This is a genomic window from Lacticaseibacillus sp. YLM2-1 (genome assembly GCF_056583465.1).
Window position 1 is genome coordinate 63,240 of sequence record NZ_JBWOEE010000002.1, and the last position, 19,272, is coordinate 82,511.

The 19,272-nt window shown below is 41.8% G+C and carries 13 protein-coding genes and 3 pseudogenes; 5 read left to right on the top strand and 11 right to left on the bottom strand.

From position 1 onward, the window contains the following. Nucleotides 1-651 (bottom strand): recombinase family protein, encoded by a 651-nt coding sequence (locus tag AC07KQ_RS14500; protein ID WP_003601979.1) that lies wholly within the window; start codon nt 649-651, stop codon nt 1-3. Nucleotides 652-928: 277 nt separating this feature from the next. Here AC07KQ_RS14500 and AC07KQ_RS14505 point away from each other — a divergent pair, with 277 nt between their 5' ends. Then, entirely contained in the window at nt 929-1,396 is a 468-nt protein-coding gene (locus AC07KQ_RS14505) for a hypothetical protein (RefSeq protein WP_289421072.1), read from the top strand. Nucleotides 1,397-1,595: 199 nt separating this feature from the next. On the opposite strand, the gene AC07KQ_RS14510 is transcribed toward AC07KQ_RS14505, so the two are convergent. From AC07KQ_RS14510 to AC07KQ_RS14540, 7 genes and pseudogenes are all read right to left on the bottom strand, one after another. Then, the gene (locus AC07KQ_RS14510) at nt 1,596-1,793 is read right to left on the bottom strand and encodes a helix-turn-helix domain-containing protein (RefSeq protein ID WP_080555491.1); all 198 of its coding nucleotides are present in this window, start codon (nt 1,791-1,793) and stop codon (nt 1,596-1,598) included. Then, nucleotides 1,793-2,134, bottom strand: a pseudogene (locus AC07KQ_RS14515) (transposase); the annotation flags it as partial. The pseudogene AC07KQ_RS14515 and the gene AC07KQ_RS14510, both read right to left, overlap by 1 nt. A 9-nt stretch (nt 2,135-2,143) precedes the next feature. After that, nucleotides 2,144-2,845, bottom strand: a pseudogene (locus AC07KQ_RS14520) (IS3 family transposase); the annotation flags it as partial. Nucleotides 2,846-2,976: 131 nt separating this feature from the next. Then, nucleotides 2,977-3,228 (bottom strand): transposase, encoded by a 252-nt coding sequence (locus AC07KQ_RS14525; RefSeq protein ID WP_289420878.1) that lies wholly within the window; start codon nt 3,226-3,228, stop codon nt 2,977-2,979. Between the two features lie 324 nt (nt 3,229-3,552). Beyond that, entirely contained in the window at nt 3,553-12,510 is an 8,958-nt protein-coding gene (locus AC07KQ_RS14530; RefSeq protein ID WP_480156642.1) for a SpaA isopeptide-forming pilin-related protein, read from the bottom strand. A 168-nt stretch (nt 12,511-12,678) separates the two neighbouring features. After that, nucleotides 12,679-13,110, bottom strand: a complete 432-nt coding sequence (locus AC07KQ_RS14535) for a hypothetical protein (protein ID WP_480156643.1) — start codon at nt 13,108-13,110, stop codon at nt 12,679-12,681. 409 nt (nt 13,111-13,519) lie between these two features. After that, a pseudogene (locus tag AC07KQ_RS14540) lies at nt 13,520-13,636 on the bottom strand (IS30 family transposase); the annotation flags it as partial. Nucleotides 13,637-13,702: 66 nt separating this feature from the next. On the opposite strand from AC07KQ_RS14540, the gene AC07KQ_RS14545 reads away from it, so the two are divergent. After that, nucleotides 13,703-14,865 (top strand): IS3-like element ISL1 family transposase gene (locus AC07KQ_RS14545; RefSeq protein WP_121496551.1). Its coding sequence is split into 2 segments (ribosomal slippage): nt 13,703-13,943 and nt 13,943-14,865, totalling 1,164 coding nucleotides; the frame shifts between segments, so codons are not numbered across the junction. A gap of 235 nt (nt 14,866-15,100) precedes the next feature. Here AC07KQ_RS14545 and AC07KQ_RS14550 read toward each other — a convergent pair. Then, on the bottom strand, nt 15,101-15,418 hold the full coding sequence (locus AC07KQ_RS14550; protein WP_003572740.1) for a hypothetical protein: 318 nt from the start codon (nt 15,416-15,418) through the stop codon (nt 15,101-15,103). Nucleotides 15,419-15,611: 193 nt separating this feature from the next. Between AC07KQ_RS14550 and AC07KQ_RS14555 the strand changes: the two genes are divergently transcribed. From AC07KQ_RS14555 to AC07KQ_RS14565, 3 genes are read left to right on the top strand one after another with little or no spacing between them, the layout of a single operon-like run. Then, nucleotides 15,612-15,995 carry a hypothetical protein gene (locus tag AC07KQ_RS14555; RefSeq protein WP_032953959.1) on the top strand — a complete coding sequence of 128 codons (384 nt, stop codon included), beginning with the start codon at nt 15,612-15,614 and terminating at the stop codon, nt 15,993-15,995. After that, nucleotides 15,992-17,284, top strand: a complete 1,293-nt coding sequence (locus tag AC07KQ_RS14560; protein ID WP_289420852.1) for a Y-family DNA polymerase — start codon at nt 15,992-15,994, stop codon at nt 17,282-17,284. The genes AC07KQ_RS14555 and AC07KQ_RS14560 overlap by 4 nt, the downstream gene beginning before the upstream one ends. Then, nucleotides 17,277-17,618 carry a hypothetical protein gene (locus tag AC07KQ_RS14565; protein WP_014566897.1) on the top strand — a complete coding sequence of 114 codons (342 nt, stop codon included), beginning with the start codon at nt 17,277-17,279 and terminating at the stop codon, nt 17,616-17,618. The genes AC07KQ_RS14560 and AC07KQ_RS14565 overlap by 8 nt, the downstream gene beginning before the upstream one ends. Before the next feature lie 44 nt (nt 17,619-17,662). On the opposite strand, the gene AC07KQ_RS14570 is transcribed toward AC07KQ_RS14565, so the two are convergent. Beyond that, nucleotides 17,663-18,052, bottom strand: coding sequence for a hypothetical protein (locus tag AC07KQ_RS14570; protein WP_014566863.1), 390 nt, complete (start codon nt 18,050-18,052; stop codon nt 17,663-17,665). Then, nucleotides 18,045-18,881: a ParA family protein gene (locus tag AC07KQ_RS14575; RefSeq protein WP_014566862.1), complete on the bottom strand. Its 837-nt coding sequence runs from the start codon at nt 18,879-18,881 to the stop codon at nt 18,045-18,047. The genes AC07KQ_RS14570 and AC07KQ_RS14575 overlap by 8 nt, the downstream gene beginning before the upstream one ends. Nucleotides 18,882-19,272: the final 391 nt, after the last annotated feature.

Here is a 19,272-nt window from a genome sequence, read left to right on the forward strand (position 1 = left end):
TTACCTCTCACTACGGGGAACATTTGCTAGATCTTCTGCCTGATACTTTTCGATGCGATATAAGGTTACTGGTGCAATACCTAACATGCGGGCAATTTGTCGCTTGGTCAGAGTTTCATCTCCGTCTTTCTTCCTATTTAAAAGGCGACAGGCTTCTTTATAAATATAGCGTTTTTGACGATTAGGTGAATGAGGACCATATTCGCGAATTTTGCCTTTATATTTGCCCTGGCGTTTGGCAATTTCTATGCCTTGTTGTTGCCGTATCTTAATAGTTTCGCGCTCTTCTTGAGCAATATACTTATATAGTTCGACAATAATTGTCGTAATCAAGTTACGAAGGTTAGGATCTTCAATACTTGCAAAGCTAGGTAGATTTAGAACGTTCAATTGAGCTCCACGATGCCGAATGGTTTCGATGATGTCAGTCAAATCATGAGAATTGCGACCAAGTCGATCAAGGCTCAGTACCACTACTTCATCATCATCACGAATATAGTCTAACATTGCTTTCAGTTGAGGACGATCGGCATTTTTACCTGAAAGCTTCTCTTGAAAGATTTTATTAACACCGGCATCATGTAGCTGTTCAATTTGACGCGCCAGATTTTGATCACGCGTACTAACACGCGCATAACCGATTTTAGACAATTCTAGATCACCTCCGGGTCACTTATATGTAACTAATAATACTCCCTTCTCTCTTTAGTTACAATAGGGTACACTTCACTGAACTCTTTCTAAAATAAAACGTATTTATAAACCCTCTTTTTGGATTTATAAATATATATATATATATAAATAAAGCCGTTTTTTAATAAACACTTGATTCTGTGACTTTATAATTATACACTTGTTAAGTGCCGTATTTAAGACAATGCTAGATCATCAGAAAGTATGTCACAAGAAATAAAAAGGCGGTGTTTTAATGATTTTTATCACCCTGTCAGCTCAACGAGCGGCACTTCTAAATTACCCTAATGAACCTTCAGTAAAATGGGTTGGTTATTCGTTCAATGCAACTGATTCGGAACTCTGGGATCATAATAAAGGAGTTTGGCGTTTAGGCGCGAGAGTCAATTCTGAGGAATATGTTGCGCTTTGTTTTGAAGGAGAGGTAAAACTAGTCGCACACTTTTCTGGCGTGGCTCTTTATCCTAATTCATCAAGATACTTCTTTGTAGGCGGTCGCTCCTTAACTAAAGGCGAAGCTCCATACGACAAATGGATTGGACAGCGTGTTAAAGGTACTAGAAATCCGATTCGTTATGAATATGATCCAGACATTGACGGGTGGAAATGGAAAACAGATAAGGGTGTTGCAAAAGTTTTGGATGACTTACAAGCCAAATACCCAAGAAGAGATGAGTTCCTTTATCATTTAAAGAATATTTAGCATGCTTTGCAGGTCAAAGTTAAACGATCATTTTGAGGCAGTTACCGAATGGGTAACTGCCTTTTTTGGGGGGAGTTTAAGAAAGGTTCTATACTTCCCTCCTAGAGCTTGATTTTGGGAATTTACTCTTGATTATCCTGATTTTTGCTAGATACCAAACAGACTCTAAGAAGTTGTTTGATGTCTTCAATGCAGTACTTTACGATTGGCTAATATGCTGATCAATGATTTCATTCATTAAGTCAGAGATATCTGTTTCTAAAGCAATAGATAATTTATACAGAGTTTCTAGGCTAGGCAGATTATGACCGTTCTCAATATTTGTTAAAGTTTTTTCGGATATCCATTCTGCAGGAAGTAATCCCTTATTGACGCAACTATCTAGTGGCTGGTGAATTAGGCAACATTCCGGCTACCTGAAACGTGAATTTGATAGTGAATTAAGATGGATTCCTGCTTATATTTTACAAAAATCAAAATTGATCCATTAAAAAGCCTTAATAGCATCTTTAGATTGGCTAGATTGATCGCAATATCAATCGTCACTGCGATGCTGGCTACCGTTTTAGTCCGCACCAATGAAAGGCCCAAAGGGCCTTTCATGAAGGCAAAACCGCGTTCAATTTTCCCGCGCCGCTTCTCTGCGTCACGATCAACTTGCCGCTGCTTAGCATCCATCTTTTTAGACTTACGTCCTAAACGTGGTCCCGACAACCTAATGCCTAGTCGTTGACAGTGGTAGCCCAGTGAACTATGAATTCTCTTCCTATTGTAGAAAGCATGCACATATTCAAAAAGGACGGCAGCGGCAGTTTCATAATCTTCAAAGACCGGCACTGGATAAACACATTCCTTTTTGAGGGAAGCGTGAAAGGATTCCATTGGCGCATTATCATACGGACAACCCTTACGGCTGTATGAGTGGCGGATATGTAATTCAGTTAAACGTTGATTGTAATCATCGCTGGTATACTGTGATCCTAAATCCGTATGGATAATCAGGTCCCCAGTAATGGTTCGATTTTTAACGGCGCTTTCAAGGGTCTTTAAGACTAAATCAGTATCCATCTTTTTTGAGAACGAATAGCCGATAATCCGTCGTGAGTGCAGGTCCATGATGGTTGATAAGTAACACCAGCCATTACGCTTCGTTTGAATATAGGTCATATCAGCGGTCCATTTTTGATTTAAACCAGTGGTCGAGAAATCCTGCTTAAGCAAGTTGGGACGCTGTTCAACCTTGGTTTTGGAAGCCGAAGCCGCTTTCCACTTATTGACGGTACCGGAGTGGATATCCAGTTCCTTCATGAGCCGGGAAATCCGTCGTGGACTGCACCGAAGCTGCAGTGGTTGAAGTTCCAGATTCAATTCATGGTGGCTCTTCATAACACCGTATCGCTGCTTAAATTCCGCAAAGATCCGCAGAATCAGTTGTTTCAAGTCCGCATCTTCGGCCCGTCGTTTTCAAGGTTTGGGGGATCGATAACGATAATACTGAGCTCTGGAAACACCGAGGATTCGGCACATCTTGGTTACCTGGTGGTGATGGCTTTCTTGGTGAATGTAATCAAAGATATTGGTTACTTCTGCGCAAGGAAGCCCAGGGCTTTTTTTAGGATTTCGTTCTCCTCAGACAGCGAAGCCAGTCGCTTTTCCATCGCTTTTGTTCCGTCTGGCGATTTACCGGATTGATTTTTGGCCTGGCCCTGGATCCACTTATGAACTGTTGAATAGCCAATGCCATATTCTCTGGCTAGTTGGGCAGCTGATTCGCCTTGCTTATATAGGTTGATAATGTTTTGTTTGAATTCTTTGTCGTAACGAGTTGGCATGTAAAAATTCCTTCCTTTTGAGAGACGATTTATTCATTATACCCTCTCTTAAAAGTTGTCTCAGGAATCAGCTTACATCCAGGAAGTACGTCGAATTCTTAAGAAACCCATAGTTTACTGTTAACGCCATTACTTCAAGCGTGTCGACTTTTGACACGCTTTTTTTATGCTATTGGATACAAATCATTCAATAAAAATGAAGTATCAAAAAAGACGGCTTCCACTATGGAAAGTCGTCTCCGATGAACCTGGTTTTCTAATAATCATTCATGTCGCATCGTCTCGCTACAAAAGTATTCAGTATCGAAATTTGTGACATATACCTTATTGACGTTCTCGTCTGTAAGGTTTGAAAAAGCTATAAACGAATAAGCCAAGAACCGAAAGTATCCCAATCAGTGTCATGCCAACGTTATTGACATCTCCTGTATTTGGCATTTTTTGACCATTGCCGTGATTGTCATTGGTGTTTGGTGGTGTACTCTTCTTAAAGTTCTTCGCCACAACCACAGCCGATTCATTATTGAGTTGAAGCTTGATCGTAAACGATATTTTTTCGTTACTCAGTTTATAACCAGCTGGTGCTGCTGTTTCAACAAAGTAGTAGTCGCCTGGCTTCAAATCATTGACTTGGATCTGGCCTTTAGCATCTGTCGTCAAACCGCTAGCGATCTTAGTGCCATTCTTCTTGTACAGATCGAACACTGCACCAGCAAGAGTTTTACCAGTATCGCCGTCTGTCTTGTTCAAAACAACTGAACCCGTCTTCTCGGCATTTGTTGCAGAAACGGTCGCAACTTTGGTTGTGGTTTGTAATTCAACCGTGAAGTTCAGCTTACTATCATTTAGTTCATAGCCAGCTGGCGCTGCTGTTTCGACAAAGTAGTAGTCGCCTGGCTTCAAATCATTGACCTTGATTTGACCCTTAGCATCTGTCGTTAAACCGCTAGCGATCTTAGTGCCATTCTTCTTATACAGATCAAATACTGCACCAGCAAGAGTTTTACCAGTATCACTATCCGTCTTGTTCAAAACAACTGAACCCGTCTTCTCGGCATTTGTTGCAGAAACGGTCGCAACCTTGGTTGTGGTTTGTAACTCGACCGTGAAGTTCAGCTTACTATCATTTAGTTCATAGCCAGCTGGTGCTGCTGTTTCGACAAAGTAGTAGTCGCCTGGCTTCAAATCATTGACCTGGATTTGACCCTTAGCATCTGTGGTCAAACCACTAGCAAGCTTTGTGCCGTCCTTCTTATACAGATCGAATATTGCACCGGAAAGAGCTTTACCAGTATCGCCGTCTGTCTTGTTCAAAACAACTGAACCCGTCTTCTCGGCATTTGTTGCAGAAACGGTCGCAACCTTGGTTGTGGTTTGTAACTCGACCGTGAAGTTCAGCTTACTGTCATTCAATTCATAACCAGCTGGTGCTGCTGTTTCAACAAAGTAGTAGTCACCTGGCTTCAAATCATTGACTTGGATCTGGCCTTTAGCATCTGTGGTCAAACCACTAGCAACCTTAGTCCCATCCTTCTTATACAGATCAAATACTGCACCAGAAAGAGTTTTACCAGTATCACTATCCGTCTTGTTCAAAACAACTGAACCCGTCTTCTCGGCATTTGTTGCAGAAACGGTCGCAACCTTGGTTGTGGTTTGTAACTCGACCGTGAAGTTCAGCTTACTATCATTTAGTTCATAGCCAGCTGGTGCTGCTGTTTCGACAAAGTAGTAGTCGCCTGGCTTCAAGTCATTGACCTGGATTTGACCCTTAGCATCTGTGGTCAAACCACTAGCGATCTTAGTGCCATTCTTCTTATACAGATCAAATACTGCACCAGCAAGAGTTTTACCAGTATCACTATCCGTCTTGTTCAAAACAACTGAACCCGTCTTCTCGGCATTTGTTGCAGAAACGGTCGCAACCTTGGTTGTGGTTTGTAACTCGACCGTGAAGTTCAGCTTACTATCATTTAGTTCATAGCCAGCTGGTGCTGCTGTTTCGACAAAGTAGTAGTCGCCTGGCTTCAAGTCATTGACCTGGATTTGACCCTTAGCATCTGTGGTCAAACCGCTAGCGATCTTAGTGCCATTCTTCTTGTACAGATCGAACACTGCACCAGCAAGAGTTTTACCAGTATCGCCGTCTGTCTTGTTCAAAACAACTGAACCCGTCTTCTCGGCATTTGTTGCAGAAACGGTCGCAACCTTGGTTGTGGTTTGTAACTCGACCGTGAAGTTCAGCTTACTATCATTTAGTTCATAGCCAGCTGGTGCTGCTGTTTCGACAAAGTAGTAGTCGCCTGGCTTCAAGTCATTGACCTGGATTTGACCCTTAGCATCTGTGGTCAAACCGCTAGCGATCTTAGTGCCATTCTTCTTGTACAGATCGAACACTGCACCAGCAAGAGTTTTACCAGTATCGCCGTCTGTCTTGTTCAAAACAACTGAACCCGTCTTCTCGGCATTTGTTGCAGAAACGGTCGCAACTTTGGTTGTGGTTTGTAATTCAACCGTGAAGTTCAGCTTACTATCATTTAGTTCATAGCCAGCTGGCGCTGCTGTTTCGACAAAGTAGTAGTCGCCTGGCTTCAAATCATTGACCTTGATTTGACCCTTAGCATCTGTCGTTAAACCGCTAGCGATCTTAGTGCCATTCTTCTTATACAGATCAAATACTGCACCAGCAAGAGTTTTACCAGTATCACTATCCGTCTTGTTCAAGACAACTGAGCCAGTCTTCTCAGCATTTGTTGCAGAAACGGTCGCAACTTTGGCTGTGGTTTGTAATTCAACCGTGAAGTTCAGCTTACTGTCATTTAGTTCATAGCCAGCTGGCGCTGCTGTTTCGACAAAGTAGTAGTCGCTTGGCTTCAAATCATTGACCTTGATTTGACCCTTAGCATCTGTGGTCAAACCACTAGCAACCTTAGTCCCATCCTTCTTATACAGATCAAATACTGCACCAGCAAGAGTTTTACCAGTATCACTATCCGTCTTGTTCAAGACAACTGAGCCAGTCTTCTCAGCATTTGTTGCAGAAACGGTCGCAACTTTGGCTGTGGTTTGTAATTCAACCGTGAAGTTCAGCTTACTGTCATTTAGTTCATAGCCAGCTGGCGCTGCTGTTTCGACAAAGTAGTAGTCGCCTGGCTTCAAATCATTGACCTTGATTTGACCCTTAGCATCTGTCATCAAACCGCTAGCGATCTTAGTACCGTCCTTCTTATAAAGATCGAACACGGCACCGGAAAGAGCTTTACCAGTATCACTATCCGTCTTGTTCAAAACAACTGAGCCAGTCTTCTCAGCATTTGTTGCAGAAACGGTCGCAACTTTGGCTGTGGTTTGTAATTCAACCGTGAAGTTCAGCTTACTGTTGTTCAATTGATAACCAGCTGGCGCTGTTGTTTCGATAAAGTAGTAGTCACCTGGCTTCAAGTCATTGACCTTGATTTGACCCTTAGCATCTGTGGTCAAACCACTAGCAACCTTAGTCCCATCCTTCTTATACAGATCAAATACTGCACCAGAAAGAGTTTTACCAGTATCACTATCCGTCTTGTTCAAGACAACTGAACCAGTCTTCTCAGCATTCGTTGCAGAAACGGTCGCAACTTTGGCTGTGGTTTGTAATTCAACCGTGAAGTTCAGCTTACTGTCATTTAGTTCATAGCCAGCTGGCGCTGCTGTTTCGACAAAGTAGTAGTCGCCTGGCTTCAAGTCATTGACCTGGATTTGACCCTTAGCATCTGTGGTCAAACCGCTAGCGATCTTAGTACCGTCTTTCTTATAAAGATCGAATACTGCACCAGCAAGAGTTTTACCAGTATCGCCGTCGGTCTTGTTCAAAACAACTGAACCAGTCTTCTCAGCATTCGTTGCCGAGACGGTCGCAACCTTGGCTGTGGTTTGTAATTCAACCGTGAAGTTCAGCTTACTGTTGTTCAATTGATAACCAGCTGGCGCTGTTGTTTCGATAAAGTAGTAGTCACCTGGCTTCAAGTCATTGACCTTGATTTGACCCTTAGCATCTGTGGTCAAACCACTAGCAACCTTAGTCCCATCCTTCTTATACAGATCAAATACTGCACCAGAAAGAGTTTTACCAGTATCACTATCCGTCTTGTTCAAGACAACTGAGCCAGTCTTCTCAGCATTTGTTGCAGAAACGGTCGCAACTTTGGCTGTGGTTTGTAATTCAACCGTGAAGTTCAGCTTACTGTCATTTAGTTCATAGCCAGCTGGCGCTGCTGTTTCGACAAAGTAGTAGTCGCCTGGCTTCAAATCATTGACCTTGATTTGACCCTTAGCATCTGTCATCAAACCGCTAGCGATCTTAGTACCGTCCTTCTTATAAAGATCGAACACGGCACCGGAAAGAGCTTTACCAGTATCACTATCCGTCTTGTTCAAAACAACTGAGCCAGTCTTCTCAGCATTTGTTGCAGAAACGGTCGCAACTTTGGCTGTGGTTTGTAATTCAACCGTGAAGTTCAGCTTACTGTCATTTAGTTCATAGCCAGCTGGCGCTGCTGTTTCGACAAAGTAGTAGTCGCCTGGCTTCAAATCATTGACCTTGATTTGACCCTTAGCATCTGTCGTCAAACCGCTAGCGATCTTAGTACCGTCTTTCTTATAAAGATCGAATACTGCACCAGCAAGAGTTTTACCAGTATCGCCGTCGGTCTTGTTCAAAACAACTGAACCAGTCTTCTCAGCATTCGTTGCCGAGACGGTCGCAACCTTGGTTGTTTCCTGAAATTCAACCGTGAAGTTCAGCTTACTGTTGTTCAATTGATAACCAGCTGGCGCTGTTGTTTCGATAAAGTAGTAGTCACCTGGCTTCAAGTCATTGACCTTGATTTGACCCTTAGCATCTGTGGTCAAACCACTAGCAACCTTAGTCCCATCCTTCTTATACAGATCAAATACTGCACCAGAAAGAGTTTTACCAGTATCACTATCCGTCTTGTTCAAGACAACTGAACCAGTCTTCTCAGCATTCGTTGCCGAGACGGTCGCAACCTTGGTTGTTTCCTGAAATTCAACCGTGAAGTTCAATTTACTGTCGTTTAGTTCATAACCAGCTGGTGCTGCTGTTTCGACAAAGTAGTAGTCGCTTGGCTTCAAATCATTGACCTTGATTTGACCCTTAGCATCTGTGGTCAAACCACTAGCAACCTTAGTCCCATCCTTCTTATACAGATCAAATACTGCACCAGCAAGAGTTTTACCAGTATCACTATCCGTCTTGTTCAAGACAACTGAGCCAGTCTTCTCAGCATTTGTTGCAGAAACGGTCGCAACTTTGGCTGTGGTTTGTAATTCAACCGTGAAGTTCAGCTTACTGTCATTTAGTTCATAGCCAGCTGGCGCTGCTGTTTCGACAAAGTAGTAGTCGCCTGGCTTCAAATCATTGACCTTGATTTGACCCTTAGCATCTGTCATCAAACCGCTAGCGATCTTAGTACCGTCCTTCTTATAAAGATCGAACACGGCACCGGAAAGAGCTTTACCAGTATCACTATCCGTCTTGTTCAAAACAACTGAGCCAGTCTTCTCAGCATTTGTTGCAGAAACGGTCGCAACTTTGGCTGTGGTTTGTAATTCAACCGTGAAGTTCAGCTTACTGTCATTTAGTTCATAGCCAGCTGGCGCTGCTGTTTCGACAAAGTAGTAGTCGCCTGGCTTCAAATCATTGACCTTGATTTGACCCTTAGCATCTGTCGTCAAACCGCTAGCGATCTTAGTACCGTCTTTCTTATAAAGATCGAATACTGCACCAGCAAGAGTTTTACCAGTATCGCCGTCGGTCTTGTTCAAAACAACTGAACCAGTCTTCTCAGCATTCGTTGCCGAGACGGTCGCAACCTTGGTTGTTTCCTGAAATTCAACCGTGAAGTTCAGCTTACTGTTGTTCAATTGATAACCAGCTGGCGCTGTTGTTTCGATAAAGTAGTAGTCACCTGGCTTCAAGTCATTGACCTTGATTTGACCTTTAGCATCTGTCGTCAAACCACTAGCAAGCTTTGTGCCGTCCTTCTTATACAGATCGAACACGGCACCGGAAAGAACTTTACCAGTATCACCATCTGTCTTTGTTAGAAGAACGCTCCCTAATGCTTTATCATTTGTGACTGGAACTTTTAATTGAATACTATCGCTATTAATTGTAAAGGCATGCTGAATATCATCTAGCTTATATCCATCAGGTGCCTTTGTTTCGATAATATAATAGTCTCCAGCATTAAGACCGGTATAACTTACAGTGCCATCTAATCCCGTCTTAAGATTCGAAGCAACCTTAGTCCCGTCTTTCTTATAAAGATCAAATATTGCTCCAGCTAAAGGACTTGAGTTATCAGCATCAGACTTTTCAATCGTGACCTTACCTTTTTGATTAGTGGCAGAAACCAAGACATTATTATCAGCATTTGCTTCTTTATACTGAAGATTGATTTCTTTTCCATTTGTCAAACTGGTAGAAATCACATAGCCATCTGGGGCCTTTGTTTCAACTAAAATGTATTTTCCAGATTTAAGATTATTCCATGTGATACTGCCTGCAGCATCCGTTGTCCCTGTACGAAGCTTCTGCCCTTTTTGTCCGGAAACATCCGACCAAAGTTCAAAAGAAGCTCCAGCAATTGACTTTTTGGTGTCAGCATCACTCTTGGTAAGAACGATATTGGTGTTCTTACCCGTTGCCGATCCGTAGTTGTTTACTACTTGTGTCGATCCGTTGGTATTGTTATCAACATCCTTTTCGCCCTTGCCTGATATCGATGCTGTGTTTGTCAACGTATCATTAATTTTTGACGAATTGATCAGTGAACGATAATGAATCGAGTAAGCCGAACTAATTTCCTTTGCAAAGGAAATCTTCATCGTTTGCTTACCAGTTACATTATCAGTTTGCAGATCCACAGAGTAATCCTTACCAAGTACTAATGGATTACTCGTATCTTCAGTAAAGTCACCATTAGCAGCGACCTTCCCTGGATAGATCACAATAGAGCTTTCGCCAATAATTTGATTGTCAGAAGGCTCATCGGTAACAACTGCATCGCTGAAAGTTGACTGTGCTTTATTGACCCATATCGTCCACAATGCATAAGCAGAGTTCGTTGGGTCTTGTTTGCCACTTTTATCCAGAACATTGCCACTGTATGGCACTGTCACCTTAGCCGTCAAATCACTAGATTTTTTGTTATTTGTATAGGTCGCTGTATTGTCATACGACTTTTGATCAATGACCTTACCAGAGAGACTAGTTTGGTAAGTCAAGACATAAGCCTTAGAACTATCATTTGGTAATTTAGCAGTAAGCTGTTTCTTAGTACTGTCAAAGGAAATATTAGCGGAAGCAACTTGTGTTCCCAAAATATATGAGCCATTTGTGTTAATAGAAGCTTCATACAACTTGGCGCTACCTGCTACATAGTCTTGGTCACCAATAATTGGATCAGTAATAGAGGCATTGCTAAGTTTACGTTGATTATAGTTAGCAACCACGGTCCAAGTAATTTGTTTAGAAACAGCATTATAACTCCCCGACTTGCTGCCATCATTTTTAAACTCAGTCTTAGGGGTGAAGTCTGCCTGTCCCTTATTTGTATGATCTTGGCCGTCTTTATCAGTCCAAGTTGCCGTAGCAGTGTTAGTCCACTTACCCCCATTCGGAAGGCTATTCGTTTCAAAGTCAGTTTTATAACTCAGAGTATACCAACTTGTAGCATGCTTTTTTAAAGCATTAGCGAAGGATATGGTAAAACCGTTCCCTTGCTTGCTAATCACATAGTCCGTTCCTTCAGTGAGGGTTGTATTATGATCTTTATCTTTCAGAACAAAGGAATCATAATCTACAGTCAGCCCATCCGGGACTGGATCGGTCATTGACCAATTGCTCATATTTTGGCGGGCCATATTGATATCAAAGTTCCATGTAACAGTCTTAGCATTATAGTCAACGCTACCGAGGGACTTAGTTAGTCCCTGCTGTCCGACTGAATTATTTTCAGAATTAGAGGTTTGGCCGTTGCTATCTACCCTGTTACTAATCTTTTGGCCTTTATCACCAATTGGGTCTGTTACTTGTGACTGATATGAAATTTTGACTCCCTTGTTCAGCCCATTGGGGAAAACAATAGTCATTTCAGTTCTATCAACATTGTAAGTTACTTTATAGTCATCAGTACTGATAGGCGTACCAGCCTCATCAACTAATGAAAGCTTATTGTCCTCCGGGAATGTTTGGCCCGTTGATAACGTATCTACCAACTTAGTATTGGCAGAAAGTGTCTTTTCGCCATAATTGTAATAAATATGCCAATTATACTTTTGACTACCATTCTTATCCTGACCGTCAAAACTCTTGTTTAAAAGTTTCCCGTAGTTAGCCTTTACTGTCGCACTAGCTGGAGAGTCTTTATCACCGTTAGTTAAGGTAGCATTGTTCGTAAAGGTTAAGATTCCGCCATTATCTGGTAATTTACTCGAATCGATGTCGCTAGTGTATGCAATCTTAAAAGCCTGATAGGTATCTGCATATGCACCAACAAATGTGATTTTTCCATTTTCAACCTTGTAATCCGTACCTTCTTTAAGGGGATCGCCAGTTTTAGTCACATTCCCCTTCAGATTAACTGTCAAGGGATATACACTAACCGATTTCAGCGTGGTCGGCACAGTGTTGGTAGTATCACTTGGCATTGGATCAGAAATTGTTGCATTCTTTAGCTCTTTACCATTGGTATTAATTGTGACGTTCCACGTAATCCCTGTTGGGTTATTTCCAGATGTGTTAGCCCCGGTTAGTTGGCCAGTTTTAGCAATATCATTGCCACCTGATGGATGGACAACAATCGGTATTTCAACAGGACCGCTTGTCTTATCAATTTTAATTGTATCTTTGCCAGATGATGAATCACTACTAATAGTAGCGGTGTACCCAAATGTTCCTTCAATATTGTTCACACTTTCAACATTGCTATTAAAGATGAACTTAACTGTGCCATCAGCAGCTATGCTATAAGTTCCATAGTCATCAAGAGTTCCCGTACCTGGTTTATAGGTAATTCCTTCGGGTAACTTAAATGAGAAATAGTCACCATCTTTAAGCTGATACCCATCTTTCATATCATTCGGAATTGCCCACGTATATTGAAAATTAAGATTGGTATCTTTTGTCACTTGTGTGCGATCAACAGTATGACCATCGCTATCTGTGAATTCAATCTTTGCTCCAGTAATGATTGTCCCTTTGGAGTCATCTGGCAAATACTTTGAAATATCATTGCCCTCAGTACTCTTAGAAACTGCCTTTTCACCTTGGCTTGTCGCCGTAACACTAGGCGCAGCTTTGCTGCTAGCATTGGTCGAAGGCTTATCAGCTTTTGTTTTCTCAATAGAATCAGTCAGCTTTGCAACAACATTTTGACTATCCGTCTAAAAATTGACAGATCCTTCTAAGGATGAAGCCTCCGTGAGACTTAGTTGGATAGTTGCTGTGCCAGAAACATTACCTAAAACCTCTAACTCTAATTTGTTGGCCGAATAGGTATATTTCCCGACAACTTTTTGATTGGCATCAAGAATATTAGAATTGCTCGTATCTTTCAGTTGCTGATTGTTAGAAACAGATACTGAAACTTCCTTATGAATACTTTCATCTGTTGAATTATTTAATGAAAGCTTCAGGTCAATGTTCCGTGATCCAGCAGCTTCTTGAGTTGCCCCTAGAAGTTGAACCTCTGTCGAATGATCGGCCGCACTGGGGCTAGATGTAACGGCTCCTACAACTTGAGCTGATGATTGTAAGAACAGCAAAAAAATCAGAACCAAAGAATATATTTGCTGTCCTATTTTCTTCTTGTTCATAGTTTACCTCTATTTCGAAATAGTCAATTTTTATTTTTTGAACCCAATTTTAACAAATAAAGTTTGCCCCTCTCCTTTCTAAAAAAACATATATATGTATCCTATAAGTCGTGGATTCAGTCACAACTCGAAAGATTTAAGCTATAGGTTACACATGTTAAATATACAACAATTTTGCTTATACTAATAGTTATTATCGGGTCTAGAATTTTTGGTGTTGGAAAGTATTTCCATTCCAAAAGTACTAGGCCCTTTTTGATAACAAAAAAAGGCATCTAAGCCTCCCTAGTGCTATGATTTAAGCGGGGTAGGAATAGATGTCTCAACTAGATAATACACTTAAATTACTGCCTCAATTTTCAAGTCAAGTGCAACGATGATAACGAATTCTTGATAGTGGTCTAGGCTGTTACGCCATGCATCGGTAGTAATCGCATGGGCGAAGATAGTTCAGAATACGTCTGGGACGATGGTTCAGTGCGGATTGGACTGCTTGAATTTCAACCAGGGTAACTGCTCTGAGAGACGGGTCTGTACTAGAATTTCGGACAGAAACATAAGAGAATTGATTTATCCGAAAGGAGTCCTCAAAATGACCTATTCACGCAATCGCTACGACCAAGATTTTAAGAAAAATGCGGTACATTTGAGTTTTAACTCTTCCAAACCAGTTAAAATCATTGCCTCCGAACTTGGTGTTCCTGAAAGTGCCCTGTATCGTTGGCGGAAGCTATATACCGAAGATGGAAAGCAAACACCGTTTGCTTCTTTAGAAGCTGAGAACCGTGCCTTAAAACGTGAAAATGCCGAATTAGCATTGGAGCGTGATATGTTAAAAAAAGCCGCCGCCTACTTTGCCAGTCTCCAGAAGTAACCCCCAGCGATAAGTATGCTTTTATGTTGAGGGAAACCTCTGTTTCTGTGGTAAGGTGGGCGCGTTTGTTAGACGTATCAACGAGTGGTTATTATGCTTGGCGGAGAGCTTTGCCAAAGCGAAACGCCAAAGAAAGGCAATATCGTCAACGAATCAAACACTTTTTTGATCAAGGACAGGGCACTTACGGGCCCAAACGCATCTGCGGTTTATTGCGTAAAAATGGTAATAAAGCTTCCTATCACCGAGTTGCCCGTCTGATGGCTGATGCCGGTCTGTATTCAACGCTACGTTGTCGTCATCCGAAGAGTTTGACCGATAGCCGCCTTGCTCGTCAAGGTGATTATCCCAATCTAGTGAAACACCAATCTTTTAAGCCGTTTGAAGCCTTATCAAGTGACATTACACAGACGACAACATCAGAAGGAAAAGCTTACATTTGCCAAATAAGGGATTTGAACAGCAACCTAGTGTTAGCTCATCAAATATCCAATCATATGGACACGGATTTAGTCTTAGCGACACTTAAACAAGCCCACCAAAGGTGGGCTTTGCCAGAAACGTGTATTTTTCATAGTGACCGTGGTAGCCAATACACGGCCAAAGCAGTGACAAAGTTGGTCAACCAATATCATTGGCAACGTAGCTTCTCAGCATTGGGAAAACCGGGTGATAACGCTTGGAGCGAAAGCTTCTTTGCCATCATGAAGAAAGAGCTCATTTATCAGATACAATTTAAAGATATCAATGAACTGAGAGCGCAAGTCTTCGCTTACATCGAGACCTTTTACAACCGCGTAAGGGTACAAGCACGCTTAGACTATCTTGCACCAGTAGCATGGCTTTCCTTGTATGACCAAGCTTCACAAAAAGTCGCTTAGCAAACTGTCCGAAAAAGTGTTGACTTCCCTGTCGTCAGGGTGTTGCACTTGAATTGTAAACTGGGGAGAAATATTGCTTGGATAATCTGGCATGACAAACTCCTCAGTCGGTTTTCCACAATTCTACCAGATTCAGCAGATACTAGACAGGTTCTAAGATTCAACAACATAACCAAGTTTGAACTATCAAACATAGGGGGAAAAACAAATGGATTAAGTCGAAGAATGGCTGGCTTTACTCTTCGTCAAATTCAATTTCCGACACCGTTTCTTCTAAATTATCTAACACTTCGTTACCTTCAATAAAGTTAACCCAACTGTCATAAGGCTGAAACTTATTTTCTTTAATGTTAGTTTTGAGCTTATCGTATACGTTGTCAATAAACTGACTGACCATTTTATCGACAGCACTTGTTACAGCTGTTTCACTCCATCGCTTTGATGCAGAACGCTGACGATTTCTACTATGTTGGTAAGTCAAAGCCTGGCTGCGGAAAATAGCAACCACACGACTATTAGCATTCAAATACGTTTCAAATTCTTCACAATCCATTGTGCTTCCTCCTCAAAACAAGATTCAATTCATAGCAAGGCTTCAGCAAAAGGCATGTCATCCTACATGCCTTTTTTACTGTTGTCTTTCAATTTCAGTATAAAACGTCCTGCGGTTTTAGGCAAACGTATGTTTGCCATCGAGAACGTGTGTTTGTATAATAACTATAAAATACATAAAGGAGGTCAGTATTATGGAAAACAATGTGCCGCGAGAAAAGTGGCTTTATCCTGATCGGTGCATGAAGAAATGGCTCGGTTGGATTCTCAGTGATCATTCTGCCTATATGGAGAAAGCTTCCATTTCTGAACGTCCTGTCGAACCAAAGCCAGAACAGTCTCAAGAAACCATTAGCGACATCCTCGAAGATGCCTGGCAAAATGCAAAAATCGTGGCCGTTCAAATTGGCACACCCTACGATGATCGGTTGCTACCAGATATTGAGGGCGCCGTTATTGGTCATTGGGACGATCAGGTTTATATACAACTCAAGAACGGCGACACCCAATCAGTCAATGCCGCTGATATTCGTAACGTAGCTTTGCTCAATCCTGACCGGTGGTGGGCGTTAGCATGACCACGCCATTAGATGATCCAACGAGACTACCGGTACACGACATCATGTGTATTGACTGCAAGTCCTTTTACGCATCAGTTGAGGCCATTCGACGCGGTGTTCACCCGTTGGCAGCTGATATTGCCGTGCTTAGCAAAGGCGATTCCCCTGGCGGCCTGGTGTTAGCAGCGAGTCCCAACTGCAAGAAACGTTACCATGTTGGCTTGAGCACGCGCCGCTTTCAATTGCGGGACGACATGCAGATTGAACTGGCCGAACCACGGATGGCGGATTACATTCGCAAGAATTACGGGATTAATCGTATTTATCGCCAATTTACTGACGATGCCCATTGGTACCCTTATTCCATTGATGAATCCTTTATTGACGTTACCCACTCACACAATCTCTTCGGCTCCAATCAAGAAATTGCTACCCAAATACAGAAGAAGGTGTTTGATCAGTTTGGTATTATCACGACCGTTGGGATTGGTCAGAATCCTCTACTGGCAAAACTGGCCCTCGATAACGAAGCCAAGAAGGCCGCTCCGTGGCAAGCCACTTGGACTTACGACCGGGTTCCCGAAACCATATGGCAACTACATGACTTAGCCGATTTCTGGTCAATTGGCAGCCGTACCGCAAAAATGCTTAACGCAATAGGCATTCACAACCTCTATGATCTTTCACACACCGATCGGCTGCTATTACATCAACGCTTCGGCGTTCTCGGCGATGCCTTGTATTTCCATTCATGGGGTATTGATTACTCGGATTTGACTCGTCGCTATTTGCCACGCGCTGAGAACAAAGGCTATGGCAATAGCCAGATACTTATGCGTGATTACACGCAGGCAAGGGAGATTGAAGTCGTGCTTAGCGAGATTGCTGATCAGGTTGCTGGCCGACTTCGTCACCATCAAGTACAAGGTGAAGTGGTTAGCGTTGGGATTGGTTATGCTGATGCAGAAGAAGCGGGCACCTCCGGTTTCGGTGCGCAAATGAAGATTGATCCCACAAACCGCACTGACGATTTGATTCGCGCCGCTCGCTATCTCTTCCATAGTAAGTGGAACGGCCATGCCGTCAGAAATGTTTCAGTTCGTGTTAATCGCATCAGTCAAGCAAGCTCGATGCAGCTTAGTCTATTTGAATCAGCAGAGAAGGAAGAAGCAAACGTTTTGTTAGATCAAACAATTGACAAGATCCGTCAGCTATATGGCTACAAAGCAATTGTGCGGGGTTACTCCAAAGAAAAAGGCGCGACCGCAATTGATCGTGCCGGATTGGTTGGTGGGCATCATGGATAAGGAAACCGAACTGCGGCTTGGCATCCAATCCATGCTGTCACAGTACGATCATTACTTCACCCGTGCGCCGCACACTCGTTATTGGTTGGTGGTGGTCGATAACCACTTTGAAGACTGCTACTCATTCTTCATCTACATGCAGCGGTTCAAAGCAAAGTTGATCAAAAGCTATGAGATTGCCTGCTTTAAACGTGATAAAGGCCAATATGAGCATTTTCTTTCCTCTTTGAAGCAGCATTCTAACCTAAACATTGAATATCGCAACACACGGCATTTAATTCACCCTGATTCTGATATTCTTGAAGATTTAATTCACGGACATAATCGTCTGTAACTTTTAATTGCACTTAATGTACTGTGCTCAAACACGTATGGTGCTTATTTTTGTTTAGGTTTCAACATACTGAGCTGTAACCCAAACATTTGGTTGTACGCATTTGCCTGCCGTGCAGTCAGATTTTTTCCAATATAACTTTCAATCAAAACATTTATTAAGTCATTCATTGTATCTGAACGATCACTAGACTTTTGCTCATTTATAAATGGCTTTAAAGTCTGCAACTTCAAGTTTGTTACTGGTGATATTTTCATTGTTGTAGTCGCTTTGTATCGAGAATCATCCGCTGGCGAGTTATTATTCACAACCTTCTTATCAATAGTAGCCGAAAAATCATTTGTCCCTGCAATTGAGACTTGCTTCCGCTCTAATCCGCTTGATTGCTTTCTTTTATGATGGTCAATAATCGGTTGAATGCTCTCGTCACTCATTTAGCTCACCTTCTCGGTATTTATCAAGTTTCTTTTGATTTTCATCTAGTTCGTCTAGAACACTTTCAAAAACTTTATGTGCTCTAATATCCCAACTATCTTCGTAGCCTAGTGTGGTTTTGTTGATATGGATTCCTTCAGCATCATATGCCTTTAGTCGTTCCTGATATTTTACAACGGTGTGTAAAACGTTGTTCCCATAAAGATCCCGAGCCGCATGTAGAACATCTTCATCTACCCTACCACCAGGTCGCAACATACATGGAATTATTCCAAGAACATCTAAATCAGAATTATAGTTATTTGCTAAATATTGCATGTAGGAAATATAAGTCTTTGCGCCATCAAGAGAGAGTTCTTGTGTTTGAAGAACAATAATGCAGTAATCAGCAGCCATCATTGCATTGTCTGAGAAATCCGAGATAGTCGGCGGAACATCAAGGTAAATACTGTCATATTGATCCTTTAAGGGTTCCAGCAGTGTCTTCAAATACAGCATTTGCTGATCTTCGTCCTCCGGAAATTTTGACATTAACAACTTTGGTAACGTTCTAAAGCTCGTACTTGCACCAATAATATCCAAGCGGGGTATCACTTTTGTTATTTGGTTCCGTAAGTTTCCGCTGATAAACCCATCTGTTACATTCTTAGTAATGGCACTCAAGCCGCCTGTTCGTCCAAGAACGCTTGTTGCATTACCTTGAGGATCTAGGTCAATTACCAAAGTCTTTCTTCTCTTTTTTACTGCACTCTCATAAGCTAGCATCGTAACGGTTTTTGTTTTACCAACACCGCCCTTGAAGTTCCCAACAACGTAAGTTTTAGCCATATAAATACCGCCTTCCTACAAACATTATAGCACCTATGAATACCTTTGTAAAAGTATACCGGTATACTTTTTGACGATATAAGGGAGAATTCAAGGTATACAGGTATACCTGTATACCTTGAATTCTTTTTATATATCGCCTTAAGCGCTATTTTTTTTAAGCTTTTTTGATCAAAAATAGTTTATGCAAAAAAGGTCGTGTATACCAGTATACCAGTATACTGGTATACACATCTACTGAGTATACGGGTATACTGGTATACCAGAATTATTATTTTAACTATAGTCCTTTACAGGACGTTATCACTAGTATACAGTCGTGTTGTTATATGGAATTATCAAATGTTTGTTTGCTCTACCATAAATAGATGAACCACAAGGAGTTTTTAAA